This is a genomic window from Bradyrhizobium sp. CCBAU 53415 (assembly GCF_028128735.1).
In the GTDB taxonomy this organism is placed as follows: domain Bacteria; phylum Pseudomonadota; class Alphaproteobacteria; order Rhizobiales; family Xanthobacteraceae; genus Bradyrhizobium.
This window is the reverse complement of the sequence record NZ_LBJF01000001.1, coordinates 1,265,469-1,288,862: the sequence shown is the minus strand read 5'-3', so window position 1 is coordinate 1,288,862 and position 23,394 is coordinate 1,265,469. Positions and strand designations below refer to the sequence as shown.

Annotated in this window: 25 protein-coding genes; 14 read left to right on the top strand and 11 right to left on the bottom strand. The window is 64.1% G+C overall.

Features of this window, described 5'->3' with window-relative positions:
- Positions 1 to 165 precede the first annotated feature (165 nt).
- The 3 genes from XH87_RS06040 (at position 166) to XH87_RS06030 (ending at position 3,112) form a co-directional block, all read left to right on the top strand.
- Positions 166 to 1,407 (top strand): MFS transporter, encoded by a 1,242-nt coding sequence (locus tag XH87_RS06040; protein WP_271586512.1) that lies wholly within the window; start codon positions 166 to 168, stop codon positions 1,405 to 1,407.
- A 135-nt stretch (positions 1,408 to 1,542) separates the two neighbouring features.
- The gene (locus tag XH87_RS06035) at positions 1,543 to 2,154 is read left to right on the top strand and encodes a PilZ domain-containing protein (protein WP_035701898.1); all 612 of its coding nucleotides are present in this window, start codon (positions 1,543 to 1,545) and stop codon (positions 2,152 to 2,154) included.
- A 331-nt stretch (positions 2,155 to 2,485) separates the two neighbouring features.
- Entirely contained in the window at positions 2,486 to 3,112 is a 627-nt protein-coding gene (locus XH87_RS06030; RefSeq protein ID WP_035701900.1) for a transglutaminase-like cysteine peptidase, read from the top strand.
- Positions 3,113 to 3,736: 624 nt separating this feature from the next.
- On the opposite strand, the gene XH87_RS06025 is transcribed toward XH87_RS06030, so the two are convergent.
- From XH87_RS06025 to XH87_RS06015, 3 genes are all read right to left on the bottom strand, one after another.
- Positions 3,737 to 5,500, bottom strand: a complete 1,764-nt coding sequence (locus XH87_RS06025; RefSeq protein WP_271586511.1) for a CYTH and CHAD domain-containing protein — start codon at positions 5,498 to 5,500, stop codon at positions 3,737 to 3,739.
- A gap of 338 nt (positions 5,501 to 5,838) precedes the next feature.
- Complete coding sequence (locus XH87_RS06020) at positions 5,839 to 7,179, bottom strand: metal-dependent hydrolase family protein (RefSeq protein ID WP_271586510.1); 1,341 nt, start codon at positions 7,177 to 7,179, stop codon at positions 5,839 to 5,841.
- A gap of 78 nt (positions 7,180 to 7,257) precedes the next feature.
- Positions 7,258 to 7,509 (bottom strand): hypothetical protein, encoded by a 252-nt coding sequence (locus XH87_RS06015; protein ID WP_271586509.1) that lies wholly within the window; start codon positions 7,507 to 7,509, stop codon positions 7,258 to 7,260.
- Positions 7,510 to 7,869: 360 nt separating this feature from the next.
- Here XH87_RS06015 and XH87_RS06010 point away from each other — a divergent pair, with 360 nt between their 5' ends.
- On the top strand, positions 7,870 to 8,079 hold the full coding sequence (locus XH87_RS06010; RefSeq protein ID WP_199762899.1) for a hypothetical protein: 210 nt from the start codon (positions 7,870 to 7,872) through the stop codon (positions 8,077 to 8,079).
- 17 nt (positions 8,080 to 8,096) lie between these two features.
- Here XH87_RS06010 and XH87_RS06005 read toward each other — a convergent pair whose 3' ends face one another.
- On the bottom strand, positions 8,097 to 8,804 hold the full coding sequence (locus XH87_RS06005) for a GntR family transcriptional regulator (protein ID WP_271586508.1): 708 nt from the start codon (positions 8,802 to 8,804) through the stop codon (positions 8,097 to 8,099).
- 258 nt (positions 8,805 to 9,062) lie between these two features.
- On the opposite strand from XH87_RS06005, the gene XH87_RS06000 reads away from it, so the two are divergent.
- The 6 genes from XH87_RS06000 (at position 9,063) to XH87_RS05975 (ending at position 14,668) form a co-directional block, all read left to right on the top strand.
- On the top strand, positions 9,063 to 10,049 hold the full coding sequence (locus XH87_RS06000) for an ABC transporter ATP-binding protein (protein ID WP_035701912.1): 987 nt from the start codon (positions 9,063 to 9,065) through the stop codon (positions 10,047 to 10,049).
- 44 nt (positions 10,050 to 10,093) lie between these two features.
- Entirely contained in the window at positions 10,094 to 11,383 is a 1,290-nt protein-coding gene (locus XH87_RS05995; RefSeq protein WP_271586507.1) for an ABC transporter substrate-binding protein, read from the top strand.
- On the top strand, positions 11,383 to 12,342 hold the full coding sequence (locus XH87_RS05990; protein ID WP_271586590.1) for an ABC transporter permease: 960 nt from the start codon (positions 11,383 to 11,385) through the stop codon (positions 12,340 to 12,342). Before XH87_RS05995 ends, XH87_RS05990 begins: the two co-directional genes overlap by 1 nt.
- A gap of 3 nt (positions 12,343 to 12,345) precedes the next feature.
- Entirely contained in the window at positions 12,346 to 13,224 is an 879-nt protein-coding gene (locus tag XH87_RS05985) for an ABC transporter permease (protein ID WP_035701920.1), read from the top strand.
- 36 nt (positions 13,225 to 13,260) lie between these two features.
- Positions 13,261 to 13,992 carry an aspartate/glutamate racemase family protein gene (locus tag XH87_RS05980; protein WP_271586589.1) on the top strand — a complete coding sequence of 244 codons (732 nt, stop codon included), beginning with the start codon at positions 13,261 to 13,263 and terminating at the stop codon, positions 13,990 to 13,992.
- Between the two features lie 178 nt (positions 13,993 to 14,170).
- The gene (locus tag XH87_RS05975; protein WP_271586506.1) at positions 14,171 to 14,668 is read left to right on the top strand and encodes a hypothetical protein; all 498 of its coding nucleotides are present in this window, start codon (positions 14,171 to 14,173) and stop codon (positions 14,666 to 14,668) included.
- Positions 14,669 to 14,849: 181 nt separating this feature from the next.
- Here the strand turns inward: XH87_RS05975 and XH87_RS05970 are convergent, their stop codons facing one another.
- The gene (locus tag XH87_RS05970) at positions 14,850 to 15,239 is read right to left on the bottom strand and encodes a hypothetical protein (protein WP_271586505.1); all 390 of its coding nucleotides are present in this window, start codon (positions 15,237 to 15,239) and stop codon (positions 14,850 to 14,852) included.
- A 103-nt stretch (positions 15,240 to 15,342) separates the two neighbouring features.
- On the bottom strand, positions 15,343 to 15,660 hold the full coding sequence (locus tag XH87_RS05965) for a hypothetical protein (RefSeq protein ID WP_271586504.1): 318 nt from the start codon (positions 15,658 to 15,660) through the stop codon (positions 15,343 to 15,345).
- Positions 15,661 to 15,756: 96 nt separating this feature from the next.
- On the opposite strand from XH87_RS05965, the gene XH87_RS05960 reads away from it, so the two are divergent.
- Entirely contained in the window at positions 15,757 to 15,921 is a 165-nt protein-coding gene (locus XH87_RS05960; RefSeq protein ID WP_271586503.1) for a hypothetical protein, read from the top strand.
- Between the two features lie 2 nt (positions 15,922 to 15,923).
- Here the strand turns inward: XH87_RS05960 and XH87_RS05955 are convergent, their stop codons facing one another.
- Both XH87_RS05955 and XH87_RS05950 read right to left on the bottom strand, forming a co-directional pair.
- Positions 15,924 to 16,454 carry a gamma carbonic anhydrase family protein gene (locus XH87_RS05955; RefSeq protein ID WP_158668332.1) on the bottom strand — a complete coding sequence of 177 codons (531 nt, stop codon included), beginning with the start codon at positions 16,452 to 16,454 and terminating at the stop codon, positions 15,924 to 15,926.
- Between the two features lie 87 nt (positions 16,455 to 16,541).
- Entirely contained in the window at positions 16,542 to 16,871 is a 330-nt protein-coding gene (locus tag XH87_RS05950) for a DUF6949 family protein (RefSeq protein WP_271586502.1), read from the bottom strand.
- A 222-nt stretch (positions 16,872 to 17,093) separates the two neighbouring features.
- On the opposite strand from XH87_RS05950, the gene XH87_RS05945 reads away from it, so the two are divergent.
- Positions 17,094 to 17,801 carry a hypothetical protein gene (locus tag XH87_RS05945; protein WP_271586588.1) on the top strand — a complete coding sequence of 236 codons (708 nt, stop codon included), beginning with the start codon at positions 17,094 to 17,096 and terminating at the stop codon, positions 17,799 to 17,801.
- Positions 17,802 to 17,845: 44 nt separating this feature from the next.
- Here the strand turns inward: XH87_RS05945 and XH87_RS05940 are convergent, their stop codons facing one another.
- The 3 genes from XH87_RS05940 to cysE form a co-directional block, all read right to left on the bottom strand.
- Complete coding sequence (locus XH87_RS05940; RefSeq protein ID WP_271586501.1) at positions 17,846 to 19,090, bottom strand: FAD-binding domain; 1,245 nt, start codon at positions 19,088 to 19,090, stop codon at positions 17,846 to 17,848.
- Between the two features lie 95 nt (positions 19,091 to 19,185).
- Positions 19,186 to 19,404 (bottom strand): DUF3126 family protein, encoded by a 219-nt coding sequence (locus tag XH87_RS05935; protein WP_007602550.1) that lies wholly within the window; start codon positions 19,402 to 19,404, stop codon positions 19,186 to 19,188.
- Between the two features lie 135 nt (positions 19,405 to 19,539).
- Positions 19,540 to 20,364, bottom strand: coding sequence for a serine O-acetyltransferase (gene cysE / locus XH87_RS05930; RefSeq protein ID WP_035701940.1), 825 nt, complete (start codon positions 20,362 to 20,364; stop codon positions 19,540 to 19,542).
- A gap of 278 nt (positions 20,365 to 20,642) precedes the next feature.
- Here cysE and XH87_RS05925 point away from each other — a divergent pair, with 278 nt between their 5' ends.
- On the top strand, positions 20,643 to 22,001 hold the full coding sequence (locus XH87_RS05925) for a hypothetical protein (RefSeq protein ID WP_271586500.1): 1,359 nt from the start codon (positions 20,643 to 20,645) through the stop codon (positions 21,999 to 22,001).
- Positions 22,002 to 22,458: 457 nt separating this feature from the next.
- On the top strand, positions 22,459 to 23,304 hold the full coding sequence (locus XH87_RS05920; RefSeq protein WP_271586499.1) for an ABC transporter substrate-binding protein: 846 nt from the start codon (positions 22,459 to 22,461) through the stop codon (positions 23,302 to 23,304).
- Positions 23,305 to 23,394 lie beyond the last annotated feature (90 nt).

The following is a 23,394-nucleotide window of genomic DNA, read 5'->3' as shown; positions in this document are numbered from 1 at the left end:
GAATGACGCCAAGCGGAAGGCGGGACAGACTCCGGATTGCGCTTCGCTGCATCCGGGCTACGAGAGCTGCCACAAACCACATGGCTGCCGTTCAAGCACACCAATTGTCTTGAGTGCCCATGAGCGAACGTGTATGGCGCCGAGAGTCTCACCTCAGGTCATCCCTTGAACCCCCTTCCCCAAAATCCCGTGGTCGCGTCCGGCTCGTTCGCGGCCATGAAGTCGGTGCCCTACCGTCTCCAGTTCGCCTCCTACGTGCTGGCGATGATGGCCGACAACATCGAGCACGTGATCAGCTATTGGGTGGTGTTCCAGAAATTCCATTCGCCGGCGCTGGCGGGCTTTGCGGTGCTGTCGCACTGGTTGCCGTTCCTGCTGTTCTCCGTCGCGGTCGGCGGGCTCGCCGACCGGATCGATCCGCGCCGCATCATCCAGTGCGGCATGCTGCTGTTCATCGTCGCCTCCGCCGGATGGGGCTTCTTCTTCATCACCGACACCATCCAGACGTGGCACGCGATGCTGCTGCTGGTGATCCATGGCTGCGCCGGCGTGCTCTGGCAGACGCCGAACCAGCTCCTGCTCTACGACCTCGTCGGGCCCGCCGACCTGCCGAGCGCGGTGCGGCTCAACGCGATGGCGCGCTATCTCGGCATCCTGGTCGGGCCGGCCGTCGGCGGGATCATCATGCTAACGCTGGGCACCTCTCACGGCATCATCTTCAACACGCTGTTCTATCTGCCGATGCTGCTGTGGCTGTTCTGGGCGCCGATGCGCGACAAGAGCGTGGCGGCGCGGCGCTTCGCCGTGCGCGGCCTCGCCGACATCGTGCTGACCATCCGCGCCATCGGCACCCAGCCGGTGCTGACGGCGATGACCTGGCTTGCCGGCCTCACCTCCTTCATGATCGGCAATGCCTACCACGCCCAGATGCCGGGATTTGCCGGCGACCTCGGCCATGGCGATCCCGGAGTCTCCTACAGCGTGTTGCTCGCGGCCGACGCGGCCGGCGCTCTGCTCGCCGGCATTGCGCTGGAATCCTGGGGACGTCTCAAGGGCACGCCGCGCACTGCGGTCATGCTCGCGATGCTCTGGAGCGTGGCGCTGCTCGGCTTCGCCGCGGTTCGGATCTATCCGGTCGCGATCGTTCTGTTGTTCTGCGCCGGCTTCTTCGAACTGTCGTTCAACACGATGGCGCAGGCGCTGGTGCAGCTGAACGCGCCGCATGACATTCGCGGCCGGGTCGTCGGTCTCTATAATATGGCCGGCCTCGGCATGCGGGCCTTCAGCGGCATCACGGTCGGGCTGTCTGGCGCGGCGATCGGCATACATTGGTCGCTCGGGCTGTCGGCCGCGCTGCTGCTGGCGCTGCTGGCCCTGTTGCAGCGGCGGGCGACGACGCCGGCTTGAGCCGGCCTGGAGGTGTGGCTTTTCGAACGCATTGTGTCTGTCCGTGACCGCCGCATCCCATCCTAACGCGGCATTAACCCTATGCACCTTAGGGTCGTCCCGGACTCCGCCCGGGCGGGGGGTCGGGTGTTGAAAATGGCGTTGGCGAACAAAAAATTTCTTCCGGCCGCCGAGGAGCGCAGGCGCTTCCAGCGGGTGAAGGTGCATCTGCTCGGCCGCTACATGCTGCCGGACCGCCGGGAATTCCCTTGCCAGGTGATCAACATGTCGCCGGGCGGCCTCGCCTTGCTCGCCCCCGGCATCGGCAATGTCGGCGACCGCGTGGTCGCCTATCTCGATCATATCGGCCGCGTCGAGGGCAAGATCACCCGTATCATCGACAATGGCTTCGCCATGACGATCGGTGCGACGCCCAGGAAGCGCGACAAGCTCGCGGCCCAGCTGACCTGGCTCGCCAATCGCGACATCCTCAATCTGCCGGAGGACCGCCGCCACGACCGTATCGTGCCGCGCAACCCCATCGCCGTGCTGACGCTCGAGGACGGCACCAAGATGACCTGCCGCATCATCGACCTCTCGCTGTCGGGCGCCGCAATCGCCGCGGAGAACCGGCCGCCGCTGAGATCGATCGTTCTGCTCGGCCGGGTCCAGGGCCGCGTGGTCCGAAACCTCGAGGACGGCTTCGCTCTGGAGTTCATGCACGAGCAGCCGCCCGAGACACTCGAAGAGAGCGTTACCGCGCGGTAAAGCGCGAGAACGCGAAAGCCTCGATATTTCCAGCCTCGAAGGCGGCCTCCGCGATGCGGACGCCGCCTTTTTCGTGCCCCGCGGCAAGCCGCGTTGCGGTTAACGCCGGGGTTGCAGATGCACGCAAACAACGCTTCTGCCGGCGTTTCCGCGTTAATCGATAAAATTTGAATCAATTGCAGTCATATCGAATTTTATTCGAATTCGATTCAAGTATAGATCGAATTCGCCGTGCCTTTTACTTGCATTCGTCTCGACTTGACTTGGCTGACTTAGCGGCAACTCAAAAGCTCCATGCGAAATGTGGTCCCAACAAGAAACGGGGGCCGCGATGTTTGACTTCAGGGGACAGGGGAAGAGGCTGGCGCTGGTCGCCATGCTCTTCGGGATCAGCGCGGCAGCGCAGGCCGGCGAAAGCCGCCTGCTCTACGCGAGCCTCGGCGACACCACGCGTGCGCCGATCGGCTGGGTCGAGTTCTGCGCCGACAATGCTGCCCAGTGCCAGGGCGCACCGATGCAGCCGCGCGACATCGTGATGTCGCAAGCCGCTTGGCGCGACCTCGTCAAGGTCAATCGCTGGGTCAACGAGACCGTCAAGCCTTTGACCGACCAGGAGCACTGGGGCGTGATCGAGAAATGGTCGCTGCCATCGGACGGCTACGGCGACTGCGAAGACTACGTGCTGTTGAAGCGCAAGATGCTGATCGACGCCGGATGGCCGCGCCAGGCCCTGCTGATCACCGTCGTGCGCGACAAGAAGGGCGAAGGCCACGCGGTGCTGACGGTGAAGACCGACAAGGGCGAATTCGTTCTCGACAATCAGAACGAGAACGTCGTTGCCTGGACGGAGACCGGCTACCGCTTCGTCAAGCGCCAGTCGCAGAGCGATCCCAACATCTGGGTCTCGCTGGGCGATACCAAGCCGGCGGTCTCCACCGCCAGCGCGAAGGATCAGTAGCAACGAGACAACGAGTTACGCGGCCCGGTCACATCCCCACCCCTCCCCGTCCCAGACCGGTTCGCGTGCGCCCAGCCATCCCCCAATGGCTGGGCGCAACTTTTTCAGGGACAACCGCTCCGCGCAGTGCCATCAGCAGCGAACGGCGCCCCCGACACGGGCAATTCCCGCGCGGATCCAAAGCGCGATGCGAATGCAAATGCACGTTCCGGTCCGTTCGGTAGGAACCTTTGCCGTGCTCGCGCTTGAACCGGCATGAAAACCCCATCACCCGGAATGCGCAGGGCGCTTCGCCAGGCTCAATTGTACGGGCACCTGCTCGTCCGCAATGACAGGCTGTATTACCCGGGAGGCAGTCATCCGATCTGCTCGATACAGCTTGCACGAGAGATGGTCAGGTCAGGATGGATGACCAAGCAGGACGGCGAATACGAGATCACGCCGGACGGACAACTTGCCGCCGAAAGTGAACTCAACCACTAATGCGGTCCCGCAGGTCCAGCCGCGACTTCTCTCGGCGCCGCTCAGACGCCGCGCACATCCGCACCCCTCCCCGTCCCAGACCGGTTCGCGCCCGACCAGGCTTCCTCCAAAGCCTGGCCGCAACTTTTTTGGGATGCGCGATCAGCCCTGCGGGGTCTGGTGCGCCCAGGGCACGCGCGCGGCGACGAAATCCCGCCACGTGCCTTGCAAGACAGGCCGGATGCCGACCGAAGCGCGCGCCTGCCAGCCGACGATTGCGGCTGCGGCAATGACGCTGCCGGGCTCGGCATCGAGCCCATCGAGCAATGAGGCCGTGACCGCCATGTCGTTGAAGGCGCCGAGTTCCTCCTGCAAGCCGGCGAGCCTGCGGGCGAATTTTCGCACGGAGTTGCGATCGGCAAACAGCGGCAGCAGAAACTCGCCGAGATAGCGCAGGCGCTTGGTCGCGAGCCGCACCCGGTGCACCTCGTCGACCGTGAGCGATTTGAAGCGGCGGCCGCGCTTGAGCACCTTGGCGTGCTGCTCCGACAGGACGCGCCGCGCGAAGTTGACGGCGGGCTCGGCGAGCCGGCCGAGATCTTCGGGCGCGACGTCGTTGCGCCAGCCGCGCGTCTCGATCCAGCCTCCGAGACCGATCAGGAACACGGCGCAGCGGCGATCATCGAGCGCTTGGTGGGCCGTGCGATAGGCTTCCGACTGACGCTGCGCCGCGATCCGCTCCAGCGCATCGAATCCGGCGACCGAAGGACAGGCCCTTGTGATCGTCGGCAAGGTGTCGCGCCGGAACACATCCCAGTCGCGCGCGGCGGAGAGGCCCTGCGCCAGCCATTTGGCTTCCGACCGCAGCGCGTCGAGATTGCTGAGCGCACCGACCGATCGCATCAGGTCGAGCGCCGAGCGAATCCGGCGCAGCGCCACACGAAGCTGATGCACGCCTTCCGGATTGCGGCCGTCCTCGGCCGGCGGCAGCGATTGCAGCAGATGCAGGAAGCACGAGCGCAGGATCGTCGCAAAGGCTTCGTCGAGCGTCACTGACGGATCGAGCCGAAGCTTGCGGGGCCGGCGCGCCGATGGCGGCTTGTCCGCGGCGAGGTCGAAGCCGCGCGCCGACTTGGTGCGGATGGACGGCTTCACCGCCCCCTGCTCCGCAAGGCGCAGCGCAATCTCGTAGATCGCGCTCGCACTCCCGCTCTTCAGTTCGAGTTCGATCTCGCTCACCGGCACCGACCGATCACCGGCCGTCAGCACGCCCTGGTCGAAGGCTATCTCGACCGTCCCGGCCGGCAGATCAATCATCCGCACGAGACGATGGACGTCGGCGGTGAAGACGGCTTCGAGCGGCCGGGTTTCGAGATGGCCGCGAAGCTTCTCCGGAATGAAGGGCATCGCCAGAGCGCGATCGGGCGCAAGCGAGGCCACGCTCGCCTCCCACTCGCCACGGCGCAGCGGATCGTCCGCAGCATCGGTCTTCACGGTCTGCACGAAACGCGCGCCGCTCCGGCGAACGCGCAGGCTGAGGCCGTTGCGCCGAAGCGTCCGTTCGGGCGTGTCGTAGTAGACGGACTTGAGATGTTTTCGCGAGCCCTTGTTGCGCGCATTGGCCGCGATCACCGGCGCGGCGCTGAAATGCGCCATGCGGTCGGCATCGACGAGAAGCTTGAGCTCGATTTCGCCGGCGGGAGGCGCAGCGGCGTTCCGCTGGCCTGGTTCCTGCACGGCCGCGGTGTCTTGTGACGGCGTCGTCTGATCAACGACATCACGCTCGAAGAGCGTTGGTTCCAGGGCGAGCTCGCGCTGCCTGAGGAAGCCGGCGACGACTTGCTTCCTCTTGTTGTCATTCGAGACAGGAGTCCCGTCCAGCGCGCTCGCGATCTTGCGCGTTGGTACGGCGTCTGATTTCAGCATTTCCGGTGACATGACAGTTCAATGACAGAACGCCAGCATATAGCCGGTTCAACCCGCGAGGAACAGTCACGTTGCGTCGGAGCGCATCCTGGTCCACATGCACGTATCGAGATGAGCGCGTCAGCGAACTTTACTTATATACCAGCCGAGAAATTCCTTGTGATTCTGGAGACACTTGGAAGCCACGTTGCCGATACCGCCCCGAAATTGTGACAAATCGCGCGCCGACGCCGCCGCCCGCGACGTCGGGAATCGAGCCGAGGCCGTGGCGCAGGAAGCCTGTCAAGGATCCGCGGGAAGGGGTTCGACGTCGCAGGCGTCGGCTGCCCAAGCGCGCCTCAGCGCGCGAGGCTGTTCTTATAAATCTTGCCGCCCTTCATGATCACCACAAAGTTCTTCGAGGGATCTTCGACGAGGGCGATGTTGTCGAGCGGATTGCCGTCGACCAGCAGGAGATCGGCGAGCGCGCCCTCCTCAACCACGCCGAGCTTGCCTGGATAGGGATTGCGCAGGCCCGACAGGTTCAGAAGTTCGGCATTGGTCGACGTCGCCATGGTCAGTGCTTCGGCCGGCGTATACCAGCGTGTCAACGCGGCCAGCATCGAGCCCTGCCTGTCTGCCAATGCCTTCGAGAACAGGACGTCAGTGCCGAACGCGGTCTTGATCTTGTACTTCTTCGCCAGCGCGTAGACGCGGTCGGTGCCGGCAACCACCTGCCGCATCTTGTCCTGTTCCGACGGTCCCAGCGTCGCGGCGCCTGACAGATCCAGAAATGGCTGCGTGCTGAGCCAGACGCCCTTGTCAGCGATCAGCTTCGCGCTTGCCTCGTCCATGAGATGACCGTGCTCGATGCATCGGACGCCAGCCGCAATCGAACGCTGAATCGCGACCGGCGTATAGGCATGCGTCGCGACATAGGTGCCCCAATTGTCGGCGGCCTCGACGGCCGCGCGCAGTTCGGGTTCGGTGAAAGTGGAGACATCGAGCGGGCTGAAGGGCGATGCGACGCCGCCGCCCGCGGTGAGCTTGACCTGCGAGGCGCCCTGCATGAGTTGCTCGCGTGCGCGCACGCGCACTTCGTCAGGACTGTCGGCGATCATGCTGCCGCCGATCCGCTCCACGCGGCTGAGCATGCCGCCGATGGTGCGCGGCAGCTCGGAGAGCTGCCGGAAGTCACCATGACCGCTGGTAATGGTGATGATCGCGCCGGATGGGTAGATGCGGGGGCCGGCGACGAGGTCCTCGTCGATCGCCTGCTTGAGCCCGAAGGTCGGCCCGCCCATGTCGCGCACGGTGGTGAAGCCGCGCATCAATGTCGCGGTCGCCTCGCTCGCGGCGAGAAGATTGTTGTAGCCGACATCGCCCGCGAGCGCGGCTATCGGCGTTGGGCGCACCAGCATCGCGTGCCAATGCGCATCGATCAGTCCCGGCATCAGCACGCGCCCGCCGCCGTCGATCAATTGTCCGGCGGCAGCGATGTCCGCGGTCGCGATCTTCTCGATCTTCCCGTCCCTGACGAGGACGTTGGACGCGGCCGAGAGAGCCCCGTTCTTTCCGTCGAAGATCTTGACGTTGCGGAACAGGACAGAGGAGCCCTGCTGGGCTGCCGCCGGCCATGCGCCGCAAACCAGCACTGCAAGCAGCACCGCGAACCCGGCCGGCGCCTTCAATCCCGACATCATCAACCTCCGCCCTGCTACGCCGCACCGGCCCGATGGTCTCGCAGACCAGCGCGAACAGGAACGCCTTTGACACGCTCAATGGAGAATTCGTAGTCGATCTCGCCGGCGCCGCAGACCAGCCCGCTGGTCCCGACGACGCAGACGCCGAACAGCGCGCTCGACACCCGCGCCAGCGCGGGATGGACTGCGAGTTGGTTCCATCGCGATTTGACTGAAGCGTCGCTGCGCCTCGTTCACCAGCGACTGCACCGTTTTTTCCGCATCAGCCAAATGGCCGGTGGAGACATACGCCGACTCCCGCTCCTCGACGACCGAACGCAACGCCATCGCACAACTCCACAGAACGGATTAGCTTATGCCAATCCCACTCCAGCACTTGATCGCGCGACAACAGTTGATGTCTCTGATCATGAAGAGTCAATTTACAACTAAAGGGCGATTCTGCAACTCAGCCATACGACTCCGACGCAGACGCGATGCGGCGCAGTTTCTCGCGGCAATCAGGCATTTCGGTAAGTGGACCTGCCTTACTTGCATTCAACTCAAATCAGTCGCAGGCGCCGAGAGATTTCGACTAACAATGCAAGATTGTAAATTGCGCGTCCGGGAGTACGATCGTACGCGAGCCGTTCGACGGGGAGACGAGGGCGGCGAACGAAGGCGCGACATCAAGTGACGAGGCGGAACATGGTGGCACAAGCGAGTGACGGACACGTCCTGCTGATCAAGAAGCTCGGCGGGCTCATTGCAATCATCATCGGATGCCTGCTGACCGCGGTCGGCGTGACCTTCGAATACGGCGGCACGACTTTCGCCGGCGTGTTGCTCCTGATCGTGGGCGCAATTCTGCTCGTGCTGAAGATCGTCAGGCGCAACGAAGGATCTTCGCTGCCGTAGCCAAACGACGCGGTTCGTCACGCACCCAGCACGTCCGCGAGCCGCAGCTCGTCGGCGGCGGGATCCTTCAAGAACAGCTCGGCCTCGATCTCGGTCAGATGCGACAGCATCTGCGCGCGCGCGGCCTCTCTGTCGCGCTTGCGGATCGCGGCAACGATGCCGGCATGATGATCGTTGCCACAGGCCGGCGTGTCGTGGCGACGATAAAGCAGGATGATCAGCGACGAGCGCGCGATCAGCTCCTTGAGGAATCCGAGATAGATGCTGTGGCCGCTCATCTCGGCGACGAGGCGGTGAAAATCTCCGGAAAGACGGACCGAAGCGCGCACATCGCCGCGCAGCTCGGCCTCGCGTTCCTCGGCAAGATGGTGCTGGAGGCGATCGATCCAGTCCGGCGACACCGCATCGATGGCGTGATCGACGATGCTGGGCTCGATCAGGCGGCGCGCCTCGAACACTTCGCGGGCGTTGGCCGGCGTCGGGCGCGCGACGAAGGCGCCGCGGTTCTTCTCGATGTTGACGATGCCCTCATGCGCAAGCTGCTGCAGCGCGGTGCGCACCAGCGTGCGGCTCGCGCCGTAGATATCGCCGATCTCGTCCTCGCCGAGCTTCGTGCCCGGCAGCAGGCGATGTTCGAGGATCGCGGCGGTCACGCCCTCCCGGATACGGCCGACGCGATCGCTCGCATCTGGCGCATCGGATTTCCGGCGGGTCTTGGCGGCCATGGGCGTGAAGGCTCAATCGACAGACGTTCGGCCTAGAATGTTAGTCGACCTGCTGTATCCAATCACAGGCGAAACTTTATACAATCTTCGCCCGCTTTGTGTGCAGATGACTGCGCTGGCGGCGGCCAGCCAAACCGGGCGGGAATTGACCTAACGATCTGACTCCGCTGCACAGTTTTCGAGATTCGGTGGGGCGCGGACTGTTGGCACGGACCTTGCGGAGAGAGGCGGGATGCATCGCCCCTCCTCGGACACGCCATGGCCACTCCCGCCGCTCTCGAACTGGTTGCCGTCACCAAGCGCTACGACACCACGCTGGCGGTCGACAACGTCAATCTGAAGATTCCGGCCGGCACCTATTGCTGCCTGCTCGGCCCCTCCGGCTGCGGCAAGACCTCGACCCTGCGCATGATCGCGGGCCATGAGGCGGTCAGCGAGGGCGACATCATCCTGGGCGCGCAGAATGTCACCGACCTCGAGCCGGCCAAGCGCGGCACCGCGATGATGTTCCAGTCCTACGCGCTGTTTCCGCATCTCTCCGTGCTGGACAACGTCGCGTTTGCGCTGAAGATGCGCGGCGTCGACAGGCCGACGCGCCACAAGCGCGCCGGCGAGCTGCTCGAGCTGGTCGCGATGAGCCAATATGCGGGCCGTCTCCCGGCTCAGCTCTCCGGCGGCCAGCAGCAGCGCGTCGCGCTCGCCCGCGCGCTGATCACCGAGCCGCAGATCCTCCTGCTCGACGAGCCGCTCTCAGCGCTCGATCCGTTCCTGCGCGTCAAGATGCGCGGCGAGCTGAAGCGGCTGCAGCGCGAGCTCGGCATCAGCTTCATCCAGGTCACCCACGGCCAGGAAGAGGCGATGGCGCTCGCCGACCACATCGTGGTGATGAACCAGGGCCGGATCGAGCAGCAAGGCGCGGCCCGCGACATCTTCCACCACCCCCGCACCGAATTCGTGGCGCGCTTCATCGGCGGCCACAACGTTCTCAGCGACGCCGGCAGCCTCATCGCCGTCCGCGCCGATCAGCTCGGCATCGTGCCGTTCGCCGACGGCGCCTTCGGCGCGCCGGCGCTGCTGACCCAGACCGAGTACCAGGGCTCCTACATCGCCGTCTCGCTCACGCTCGACGACGGCACCGCCCTGTTTTCCCACGTTCCCGAAGCCACCTTCGACGTCCACCCGCTCCGTCCGGGCGACCGCGTGCTGGCGACCTGGGATCCCGCCAAGGCGCAACGCCTGCAATAGCGCCCTTCACGACAGAAAACGCGCAACACAGAGGAGTGAGCGAAATGACCGAGACGACCAGGAAGACCGGCGTCAGCCGCCGCACGCTACTGAAGGGCACCGCGGGTCTCGCCGGCCTCGCCGCCGGCTCCGGCGCCATCACCGGCTTTCCTTACGTGAAGTCGGCCGATGCCAAGGTGCTGCGCTATCTCGGCACCGCCGTGAACGAGGGCGACGACATCTCCAAGCAGTGCTTCAAGGACACCGGCATCAAGATCGAATACATCACCGCGACCACCGACGACGTCAGCAAGCGCGTGATGACCCAGCCGAACTCCTTCGACGTGCTGGACACCGAATATTTCTCGCTGAGGAAGCTCGTGCCGTCGGGCAACATCCTTGCCCTCGATGCCAGGAAGATCAAGGAGTTCGGCAACATCACGCCCGTTTTCACCAAGGGCGAGACCCCCGGCGGCAAGAAGATCGGCGGCCAGGGCACCGCGCCCTGGAAGGTGCTCTATCTCGAAGGCAAGGACTCCAGGAAATTCGCGACGTCGGCGACCGAATTCGTGACGCTGATCCCGACCGTCTACAATGCCGACACGCTCGGCATCCGCCCCGACCTGATCAAGCGTCCGATCAGCTCGTGGTCCGAGCTGCTCAACCCCGAATTCAAGGGCAAGGCCTCGATCCTCAACATCCCCTCGATCGGCATCATGGACGCCGCAATGGTCGTGGAAGCCACCGGCAAGCACAAATATGCCGACAAGGGCAACATGACCCGGGACGAGATCGATCTCACCATGAAGGTGATGACCGAAGCCAAGAAGGCCGGCCAGTTCCGCGCGTTCTGGAAGGATTTCAACGAGAGCGTCAACCTGATGGCCTCGGGCGAGACCGTCATCCAGTCGATGTGGTCGCCGGCGGTGACGAAGGTGCGCTCGATGGGGATCCCCTGCACCTTCCAGCCGCTCAAGGAAGGCTATCGCTCCTGGGCCTCTGGCTTCTGCGTCTCCAAGGGCGTCTCGGGCGCCAAGCTCGAATGGGCCTACGAGTTCGTCAACTGGTTCCTGTCCGGCTATGCCGGGGCCTATCTCAACCGCCAGGGCTACTACTCCGCCGTGCTCTCCACCGCGAAGGCGCACATGGAGCCCTACGAGTGGGCCTATTGGATGGAAGGCAAGCCGGCCGAGAAGGACATCAAGGCGCCCGACGGCTCGCTGCTGGAGAAGGCCGGCGCCGTGCGCGATGGCGGCTCCTACGAGGACCGCATGGGCGCCGTCGCCTGCTGGAACGCCGTGATGGACGAGAACGACTACATGGTCCGCAAGTGGAACGAGTTCATCGCCGCGTGATGGACACCTCGGAGGACATCCTGCAACAGGCCTCCCCGGACCTGATCCGGGGATCAGACACCGCGCGCGCCGCAAAGGCGGCGCGGCTGTCGCCGTCTTTCATCTCCTGGCTCCAGGCCGGGCCGATGATGCTGGTGTTTCTCGCCTTCTTTCTCATTCCGCTGGTATTCGTCGTCATCGTCTCCTTCTGGGACTACAACGAATACCAGTTGCTGCCGGCCTTCTCGGGCCGAGGCTACACCGACACGTTCGAAGGCTGCATCGCGCAGCTCCCCGATCTCTGCACGATCGGCAGGACATATTTGAAGACGCTGAAGCTATGCTTCCTGGTCTGGGCGATCACGCTCTTCATCGGCTTCTGGGTCGCCTACTTCCTCGCCTTCCATGTGAAATCCAAGACCTGGCAGATGGGATTGTCGCTGCTCTGCACGATCCCGTTCTGGACCTCCAACGTGATCCGCATGATCGCCTGGATCCCGCTGCTCGGGCGCAACGGGCTCGTGAACTCCGGCCTGATGAAGACAGGGCTGATCAACCACCCCGTGGAATGGCTGCTGTTCTCCGAATTCTCCGTGGTGCTGGCGCTGGTGCACCTCTTCACCTTCTTCATGGTGGTGCCGATCTTCAACTCGATGGTACGCATCGACAAATCCCTGATCGAGGCGGCCTATGATGCCGGCGCCACCGGCTTCCAGACGCTCGTCAACGTCATCATCCCGCTGGCGAAGCCCGGCATCGTGATCGGCTCGATCTTCGTCATCACCATCGTGATGGGCGACTTCATCACCATCGGCGTGATGGGCGGCCAGCAGATCGCCGCCGCCGGCAAGATCATCGAGACGCGGGTCAACGCGCTGCAGTTTCCGGCCGCGGCCGCGAATGCCGTGATCCTGCTCGCGATCACCTTCCTGATCATCACCATGATGTCGCGCATCGTCGACATCAAGAAGGAGCTCTAGAGCATGAAGGAGGGACGCCCGCGCTCTTTCTATGTGCTTGCGATCTTCTTCGCGGCCTATGTGCTGTTTCTCTACGGGCCGATGATCGCGATCTACGTGCTGTCGTTCCAGGGACCGCAGGGCGGGCTCACCTTTCCGATGAACGGCGTCTCGACCTTCTGGATCGCAAAACTGTTCCAGGGCACCGGCATCGTCGATCTCGGAGCGGCCTTCCGCCGCTCGCTGCTGCTTGGCATCATCGTGATGATCGTCACCGTCGTGCTGTCGGTCGCCGCCGGCATGGCCTTCCGCAGGAAGTTCAAGGCACAGAGCATATTGTTCTATTCGGCGATCGCGAGCCTGATCGTTCCTTCGATCATCACCTCGCTCGGCATTTCGCTGGAATTCCGCATCATCGACGATCTCGTCAAGGCGCACTGGAACGAGAATTTCGAGACCTCGATGGGCCTGCTCACCTCCGGGCTCGGCGCGCATTTGACCTGGACGCTGCCGTTCGGGCTTCTCATCATGTTCGCGATCTTCAACCGCTTCGACCCGCGCCTCGAGGAGGCCGCGCGCGATCTCGGCGCGACGCCGTGGCAGACCTTCCGTCACGTCGTGCTGCCGATCATCCTGCCCTCCGTGATCGGCATCGGCCTGTTCGGCTTCACGCTGTCCTGGGACGAGCTCGCCCGCTCCAGCCAGGCCATCGGCGCCGTGAATACATTGCCGCTCGATCTCCAGGGCCTCACCACCACCGTGACCAACCCCGACATCTATGCGCTCGGCACCGTGATATCGGCGGTCTCGTTCACGGTGATCGCGCTTGCGCTCGGCACAATCCACGTGCTCAACAAGCGGCAGGCGGCCAAGGGCTCGGACGCCGGCAAGGGACTTGTCTAAAAAGGGACTTGTCTGAGAAGGGGCTTGTCTGATCCGATGCGGCTTCACGTCGTCAACCCCAACACAACGGCGTCCATGACGGCGAAGATCGCCGCTGCGGCGCGCAGCGTTGCCCTGCCCGACACCGTGATCGATGCGCGCCAGCCGGCGATGGGCCCGGTCTCCATCGAAGGCTTTTACGACGAGGCTTTCGCGGTGCCCGGCATGCTCGGCTGCATCCGCGAGGCCGACCGCGACGGTGCGGATGTGCACGTCATCGCCTGCTTCGACGACACCGGCTTAGATGCCGCGCGCGCCGCCGCAAAGGCGCCGGTGATCGGCATCGGCGAAGCCGGCTTCCACATGGCGAGCCTGATCGCGGCGCGCTTCGCCGTGGTGACGACGCTCGGTGTCTCGATCGTGCCGATCGAGCACAATCTGAAGAAGTACGGCCTTGCCGAACGCTGCGCCCGGGTCCGCGCCGCCGAGGTCCCGGTGCTCGCGCTCGAGCAACGCCACACTGATGCGCTCGGCAAGATCTCGGCGGAGATCACCGCCGCGATCCGTGACGACCGCGCGGAGGCCATCGTGCTCGGCTGCGCCGGCATGGCCGATCTCGCCGCTGAACTCGCCGCCAGCCACGGCCTGCCCGTGGTCGACGGCGTCGCCGCGGCGGTGACGCTGGCGGAATCACTGGCGCGGCTGGGATTGAAGACGTCGCGGCTTGGCCCTTACGCGGAACCGCGATCGAAGGGCTATTCCGGGCCATTTTCGCAATTTCAGCCTTGATCCTGCCCCTCACGGGGCCCTCGGATCCAGCAAGGCACGCTGTTTGCTGGTTTTTTTGCCCTTAGCCTCTTTTTGGTCCCATTCCTTGCTGAAACCTAGCGCTTTCGGGACGCCCCGGTGACCCCCTGGGTTGCCGGTCTTCGCCACGCACCAAGTTTGCATTTGGGTTTTGTCAGCGATGATCGATCTCGCCCAGGACACACCGTCCAACCCCCTCCTTCGCCTTGGCGCGCAGCCGATCGCGCTGACCGCCGCGGCGCTCCTGCTTCTGATCGCAGGAGTAACCTCGATCGCGATCTGGCGTGCCTATACCGGCGCCGCCCCCGAGACCGACCGGGTGGTGGCATCGCGGCAGCTCCAGGCCCGCGCGGCCCAGGCGTCCGAGCAGCTCGTCGAGAAGACCAAGGGGCTGGAGGCGACACAGCAGGAATCGATCGACCAGCTCCAAGTGGTGCAGGACCAGCTCCAGACCATGAGGCGGCTCATGGCGGCGCAACAGGCCGACACCAAGCGCCTGTCCGAGCAGGTCGCGAGCCTGAACGAGTCCATCGACGGCCTGCGGCAGTCCTTTGCCAGTGCACGGGCGACCGAGGCCGACGCGCCGTCGGTTACCCGCAGGAAACCGGCGCGGCACCGCGTCCATGCCAGCGGCCCGCGCAAGCGCACGCGCGGCTAGCCGTTTTCGGCGCGGCGGGAACTTTATTTTGGCCACTTGTGAACTGGATCACATTCGCCCGTAAGATTCCGCGCGATGCTTGCCATTACCGGATGGCGTGAGCCGATTTCAATATCCGGGGCTGGCAAGGTCGTTGACGGTATACTGCGTCAACGACCTTGTTTTTTAACGGGGCATTCGCTCACTCGCAGACGTCGACCCGACGGTACCGCCATCCCGACGGCGTCTTGATGCGCTTTCGCACGACGTAGCAGCCGCCGTAACCGTCATCGTAGCCGGTACCATAATAATAGGGATCACCGTAGTAGGGATAACCGTAGCCGTAGTAGCCGCCATAGTAGCCGGCACCGACGCCGACGAGACCCGCCCCAATTGCGACTCCCGGCCAGAAGCCGCCGCCGTGCCAATGGTGGTGCCCCCAGCCGCCCCCACCGTGGAAGCCCCCACCATGGAAGCCTCCGCCATGGAATCCTCCGCCATGTCCGAAACCGCCGCGCGCCTCGGCCGCCTGCGGCGCCGACAGCCCGACCGCCACCACAGCCAGTACCGTCATGATCATCTTGCGTAACATCACTCGATCCTCCGCGTGGACACGCTCCACGCTTCAAAGCAGGACCAAGCTAACGTCAGTTGGGAACTCGTGACAGCCACGCTGTCTCACTTCCGCGCGAGCGTCAGCAGCCGCGGCAGATGCTCTTGATTTTGCCGTCGAGCTGCCGGTTCTCGGCTTTGACGGCGGCATCAGCCGCCTCGCCTCCGCCGATGCCGGTGGTGGCTCCGGAGCCCGGGCCGGAGGATTGAGCCGTACCCAGGCTGTTGGTCCCGCGCGGCGGAACGGGCGAGTTGCCAACTCCTCCGGTCGAGCCCACCGAGCCTCCGCTCGATCCTGCAGAGCCGCCGCTCGTTTGCGCGAACGATATCGCCGGCATCGCTGCAAGTGTGAGGATCATGATTGCGGTCTTGATTGACCCGGTTGCGGACAATCTGTCCATCGGAAATTCTCCTTTGTCGGTCAACGGCCGCCATGAAGAGCTGTTCCGGAACAAATGCCGTCACATCAGCTTGAAAGCGAGGGAGGCAAAATCACGATGACCGATCCTGACCCCTTTGCAGAAGGCGAACGCGCCGCGCGCGAGAACGTCCCGGCGGAGGCCAATCCTTACCTCGACGGCAGCGACCAGCACGCGTTATGGGCCGCCGGCCACGAGAAGGTGGCAGGCGCGATTGAAGCTCGCCAATCCGAACGTGGCTGAGCTCAACCGATCCGCTTCAGGCCCTTCTTGAAGCGCGGACCGTTGGCGACATAGAACCTGGCCGCACTCCCCATCTTCTGGACCTGCGTGTCGTCGAGCGTGCGCATCACGCGCGCCGGCGAGCCGATGATCAGGGAACGTTCGGGAAATTCCTTGCCCTCGGTGATGACGGAGCCGGCACCGACGATGCTGTTGCGGCCGATCCTGGCGCCGTTCATCACGATCGAGCCCATGCCGACAAGTGCGCCCTCCTCGATGGTGCAGCCGTGCAGGATGACGTTGTGGCCGACCGTGCAGTTCCTGCCGATGCGAAGCGGAAAGCCGAGATCGGTGTGGCAGGTCGAACCGTCCTGCACGTTGGCCCCCTCGCCGATCTCGATCCACTCGTTGTCACCGCGCAGCACGGCGCCGAACCAGACGCTCGCACCCGGCTTCAGGCGCACGCGGCCGATCACGGTTGCGGTCTCCGCGATGAAATAATTGCCGTCGGCGGGAAGGTCGGGCGCCTGCCCGTCGAGCTCGTAGATCGCCATCAAGGTCTCCTGTCACGTCGACCTCAGCCATAGCGAAACGGCGGCGAAGAGGCAAAGGGCCGCGCGCGCCGAGCGATCGGGCGAGCGTCAGCCCAGAACGCCGGCGGCACGCAGCGTCATCAGGAAGAAGGTGCCGCTCATCATGCTCCAGAAGCCGGCGATGAGGGTCGCCATCATCACGAACTCGGCGCGGCGGCTTTCCACCCGCATGCCGCGCAGCGTGTTGCGCATGATGATGAAGGGCGCGGCGAATACCAGGAACGGAACCGCCGCGAAGGTTTTCGGCGCCACGCCGTCCTGCAACAGGCCGAAGCCGGCGGGCCGACGGGCGAGCGCCTGGTATCCGTTCACGAGGGCGCCCGCGAGCGCGAAACCGATGCAGATCGAGAAGAAGGTGTTGAGAGCTTCAGGTGTCATCGGAACAGTCCGCATTTACGCAACGCCGGAGCCTACCTGTGACAAAGAGTGCGGGTTAACGCTACATTATCCTTAAGGGAAGGTTAACGCGGCCGACCACCCCGCGCAGGGCCGTCCCCATCCTCCGCAGCCGGCAACGCTCCGCGAGAGCGCCCTCACGTGGCATATTCGCTGCTGATTCGTCGGCCATCGGCCGACTTCCGGCTCGACTTGCGCAAGCTCATGACGGTGTTTTCGGCAGTTCCCCTCAAGTCTCCCCGCACGCGCGCACGCCCGCATGTCGTCCCGGTCGTGCTCGGCGGCACCGCCGCGGCATGCGCGGTCGCGCTCGTCGCCTATTTGTTGTGGCCGACCTGGGGTACCAGCGGCGCGAACGCCCCGGACAAGCTGCCGGTCAGCATCGGCGGCACGCTGTTCAACCTGCCGGTCAACGCGATTCGCATGAAGATCCAGCGGCACTCCGGGCCGCAGGAGCGCATCGATCTCGACTTCCTCTATCCCTCGCTCGAGCCGCCCGGCGCGCCGAAGCACGTCACCGCCGAGACGGTGGAACCGGCAGTGCAATCGATCGACCGCATCTTCCTGTCGATCGCGGCCCATCACGATGCGCTCTCGCCCGAGCAGCGCATGGCCACGATCTATCCGCGCTATCTCGACCAGTCCGCGGCGACGCCCGCGGACGGCCTCACGATGCGGATGTTCCGCGCGGACACGCCGTACGGCAGCGAGGATCTCTATTCCGCCGCAAGCCCGGCGCTGACCGCGCGCTGCACCCGCGATGCAGCGACGCCTGGCATGTGCCTGTCCGAGCGCCGCGTCGGCGGCGCCGACCTCACCTTCCGCTTCCCGCGCAGCTGGCTGTCGCACTGGCACGACGTGGCAGAGGCGATGGACAGGCTGACCGCGCAGCTGCGCGGGTTGAAGGGGTGAGCAAGGCCGTTCGGCCGCCGACGCCACTGCGCGGCTGCGTGGTCTCAGGAAGAAATAGCGCTCGAGGCCGCGGGCAATTCAAGCGCCGAGCCGATCCCCTTGCGGTCATCCCAGGGATAGCTCGGCAGATCCAGCTTGTCGGCAATGTCCCGGCCGATGGCTAGTCTCGCCACGCCCGGCAACGCGAACGCCCTCACGATCTGATTGCGAAACCACAATCCCCATGGCGTCCGCGGTGCAAAGGCCGCGGCGAAGCGCTCCGCTCCGCGCTGCTTGGCGCCGATATAGCTGCGAAGGCGGGTCTCATAGGCGCTGAACGCTTCCTGGTGACGCCCCTCGGCGCGTGCGAGCTCGCCCGCAAGCACATAGGCTGAGATCATGGCCAGAGCCGAGCCCTGCCCGGCGAGCAGCGACACGCAGAAGGCCGCATCGCCGATCAGGGCAACGCGGCCGCGCGACCAGTTGTCCATCCGGATCTGGCTGACGCGATCGAAATACAGCTCATCGGCACGATCGAGTTCGTTCCGGATGGCCGGCCACTCCCAATGCGCGCAACGGTAGACCTCGCACAGCTTCTTTTTCTGATCGGCAGTCGTGGCGGGCCATCGATCGGCGTGGTCGGCAAAGATGAACACGAACAACGTTCGATCGTCATGCAGGGCAAAGCGCCCGATCATGCGCCCCGGCTGCCCGTACATGAGATACGTGTTCTCGTCGCGCGCATCGTAGCCGTGGGCTTCGAACGTGGCGACGGTGTAGCCGAGATGCCGTTCGAAAGCCCGTTGCGGCCCGAACGCAATGCGCCGCACCGATGAATGCAACCCGTCGGCACCGATCACGAGATCAAAGCGGCGCTCACCGGCCTGTCGCAGCTGAACCCTGACCTCGTCGGCGCGTTCGTCGAGTGCAACGATCTCGTCATCGAAGACGATCTCCGTGGAGTCGCCGATCGTCCCGTACAGCAGATGCGAGAGATCGCTTCGTGCCAGCGTGACGTAGCGTCCGCCCGTCAGCTCGTCGAATACGCGCGTGCCGAAACCGGCAACGCGCCGGCCGCAATCATCGACGATCCCCATCTGCTGCACATGGTAGCCGGCACGATTGATCGCCGGCAGCAGCCCCATCCGTTCGGCGATGTCGTAACCCAGTCCCCAGAAATCGATGACATAGCCGCCGCGACGAAGCGCAGGCGCACGCTCGACCAGCGTCGGCGCGTAGCCAGCCGCCTTCAGCCAATAGGCAATCGTCGGCCCTGCGATCCCCGCCCCGGAGACGAGCACTGTTCGCATGGACGAAATATGGGAAGAGCGGCGGCCGATTGCACGGCCGCGTCAGACACCAAATGGTGAAGGGCGGGAAGTTCCGCGGCACCCGTCGGGTCGCATTACTCCTGATCGACGAGATCGTCCTCGAGGATCGCCATCTGGAACTGGAACGAACGATCGTCGTCCTCGTCGTCGACGAAGAGCACGCCGATGAATTCCTCGCCGATATAGACTTCGGCGGAATCGTCCTTCTTCGGCCGCGGCACGACGCGGATCTTGGGATTGCCGAATACGCGCTTCAGATACGCGTCGAGCTTCCTGACTTCCTTGACGTCCACGGCAAGTCTCCAATCGAAATCTAACGTGGCGGGGTTTTAGGACGAGACGCAACGAACCGCCAGCATGAATTGCCAAAGAATTTGGGGACGAGAAGGGCCGGAGAATCCGGCCCTTCGCGACGTCAAGGCCCGCTCTCAGAGTCCCATGGCGTTGATCATCTGATCCATGGTGCGCGACGGCTCGGCGCAGCCGGCTTCGCCGACGATCTTGGCGGGCACGCCTGCAACCGTGACATTGTGCGGCACGGGCTTGACCACCACCGAGCCGGCGGCGATGCGGGCGCAATGGCCGATCTCGATGTTGCCGAGGATCTTCGCGCCGGCGCCGATCAGCACGCCATGGCGGATCTTCGGATGACGATCCTCGTTCTCCTTGCCGGTGCCGCCGAGCGTGACGCCGTGCAGGATCGAGACGTCGTCCTCGATCACCGCCGTTTCACCGCAGACGAAACCGGTGGCGTGGTCGAGGAAGATGCCGCGGCCGATGCGAGCGGCGGGATTGATGTCGGTCTGGAACACGGCGGAGGCGCGGCTCTGGAGATAATACGCAAAATCCTTGCGGCCCTTCAGATAGAGCCAATGCGCCAGGCGATGGGTCTGGATGGCGTGAAAGCCCTTGAAGTAGAGCAAGGGATCGATGAAGCGCGAGGTCGCGGGATCGCGGTCGTAGACGGCAACGAGATCGGCGCGGAAGGCGTTGCCGAGATCGGGATCGTCGCGCAGCGCCTCGTCATAGGTCTGGCGCACGAGGTCGCCCGACATCGAGGAGTGATCGAGCCGATCGGCGACGCGGTGGACCACCGAATCTTCCAGGCGGCTGTGGTGCAGCACGGTCGAATAGATGAAGGTCGCAAGCTCGGGCTCGCGATGGACGATGTCCTCCGCTTCGCCCCGGATCCGGTCCCAGATCGGATCGAGCGATGCGAGCTTTCCTCCCGGATTGACCTGATGCACTGCCATGGGATTTGTTCTCTCGAATTGGCTTTGTTTTCCCCGCTGTATAGCACAGTCTAGGCGATAAAGTCCTGACGGGCTTGCCTGAGAGTGAACAGCACCTTGCCCCGCGGAGCACGCCAAGACTTTGAAACACAACGGTTTCTTCTGACGCCCCCAAGCGGCAAGCCGGTTCAAGGTGGTCAGAGTTTTGCCAAATTCAAGCGGGTCGGCATCAAACTATTGGTGAATTCTCTCCGAGCGGCTATTGCAGGCAAGGTCCGAACGAGGGGCGCGGAGCCGATTTGAGCATCACCACCGACCAATTGCGCGCGCGCGCCGCTGATACGTTTTGGCTGCGGCTCGCGGCGGCGACCCTGCCTCTGCTGATGATCGCGCCGGCGTTCTGGAACGGCTATCCGCTGCTGCAATGGGATACCGGCGGCTATCTGGCGCGCTGGTACGAGGGTTATCTCGTCCCCAGCCGCTCCACGGTGTTCGGCCTCTATCTGCACTATGGCGAGAGTTTCGGGTTCTGGACCAACCTCGCCGTCCAGTCGCTGGCGACGCTGTGGCTGCTGCAGCTCACCCTTCGTATCCTCGGATTGATGCAGACCTTCCGCTTCGTCGCGATCAGCCTCTGCCTGATCCTGTCGACCGCGCTGCCCTGGCTCGCGAGCATGCTGCTGACCGACATCTTTGCAGGCCTCTCGGTGCTGTCGCTGTTCCTCCTGGTCGTCGGCGCAAGCCGCATCTCGGCGCTCGAGAAAATATTGCTGTTCGCCTTCACCGCCTTTGCCGCCGCAACCCACAGCGCCACGCTCGGCGTGCTGTTCGGTCTTTGCGCCGCGGGCTGGATGGTACGTCCGTTTCTCGGCGCGCGCCTTCCGCTGGCCGGCTTGACCCAGGCGAGCCTCACCATCGTTGCGGGCGGCCTGATGCTGGTCTCGGCAAACTACGCGCTGTCCGGCAAGCTGGCCTGGACGCCCGGCGGCTATGGCGTCGCTTTCGGCCGCATGATGCAGGACGGCATCGTCGCCCGCTATCTCAACGACCGTTGTCCGCGCGAACGTTACAAGCTCTGCCCCTATCGCAACGAGCTGCCGGCAACCGCCGACGAGTTCCTGTGGGGCAAGAGCATGTTCAACACGCTCGGCCGCTTCGATGGGCTGAACCAGGAGATGGGCTACATCGTCGTGCATTCGCTTGCGGACTATCCGGCCTGGCAGGCCGGCGCGGCATTGCGCGCGATGGGACAGCAATTGCTGCATGTGGCGACCGGCGAAGGCACCACGGTCTGGATTCCGCATACCTACGGCATCATCGAGCGTTACATCCCCTCGCAGGTCGCGCCGATGCGCGCGGCGCGCCAGCAGCACTGGGAGCTCGGCTTCGACGCCATCAACCGGCTGCACGTTCCCGTCGCCCTGATCTCGATGCTGGGGCTGGTCGGCCTGCTCGCGCGGGCGCTGGCAACCCGCCGGCTGGACGACCTGACGCTGCTGGCGGCGACGGTGACGCTGGCGCTGCTCGGCAATGCCTTCATCTGCGGCGTGATCTCAGGACCCCACGACCGCTACGGCGCGCGGATGGTGTGGGTTGCGACTTTCGTGGTGCTGATGGCGCTGGCGCGGCGGTTTGGCGAGGACAGCAAAGCGGGATGAGACTTGGATGAAGCGTCAGCGCGCTTGGTTTCGTCCGAGCCGCGATCGCTTTCATCGAAAAGGAACAGCCAGAACTGACTTGGCGTTCAACAGCCTATCCAGGGCCCGATAGCAGCCCTTGGCGGACTCCAAGCGCTCTCGAGCGGCCCGCTTGCACGTTTGCTCGTGACCCATCTCGACCATCCTCCGGCGAATGCCGCTTGGGCAACAAGCTCGCTAAATTGCCGCACAGACTGCCGCAACGTGCTAACATCAGCAGCCAATAGCGTGGCCCGTACGGGAGGGACACATGCGACGGCGGGAGTTCATCGGATATCTCAGCGTTTTTGGTGCCGCAGCTGGATCGACATTGTTTGGGCAAGGCTCAAGGGCGCAGCCCGTGCGAAAACGTCCGCTCATCGCATGGGCGGGAGCTCCGCCTCCAGGCGTAAAGTTCCCCCAATTCATGGTAGACTTGGTGTTCGGCAATTTCGTCAAGGGGCTCTCGGAGTTCGGCTACGAGCAAGGCCGTAACATCGATATCATTCGGCGAACGGACATCCTCGGGGACCGGGTACCATCGATTGAGGAGATGGTGGCTCTGCTCAAACCCGATATCATCGCTGTGCCAGCAACCCTGGAAGCCGTCGCTGCCCGAAAGGCAACGTCAACGATACCGATTGTCTGCCCCGCGCTCGCCGATGCGGTCCATCTCGGCTTGATCGCCAGCGAAGCTCGCCCAGGAGGAAACGTAACGGGCATTGCACCCTACATTGCCGGTTTGCCGAGCAAGCAAATTGAACTCGCGCGAGAAGTCGTGCCGAAGGCAAGTCGCGTCGGACTGCTGATCAACATGAGCGATCCCAAGGGTCCGCCTCAAGTCGGGGATTTGAGGGCAGCTTGTGCGGTTTTGAGCCTCAGCGTCGTCGAAGCCGAAGCTAGCACGGCGCAGGACATTCCGACTACGCTTACTACGCTGGCGAACGAAGGAGTCGATGTGGCCGTTGTTCTTCAGACCAACCTGCTGCTCAACATGAGCGAACAGATCGGAGCTATCGCCCTTGAAAAGCGGCTGCCGACCGTCTTCGGATATCGCGAGCATGTTACCCATGGCGGACTCGTGAGTTATGGCGTTGACTTGCGCTGGTGCTACCGTCGCGCCGGCTATTATGTGGACAAGATCCTCAGGGGGGTACGCCCGGGCGATCTTCCCATCGAATTTCCAAGCAAGCTGTGGTTGGCAGTCAACCTCAAGACGGCAAAGGCTCTCGGCGTGGCTGTGCCGGCAGGGCTCCTCGCCCGCGCCGACGAAGCAATCGAGTGAGGCTTACTTCTGCTGATGGCTCGTGCCCGCATTACGGGGACTAATCTCCGCATATCTGGGGCTCTGGTCAGGGCAAATTATTGTGCATTG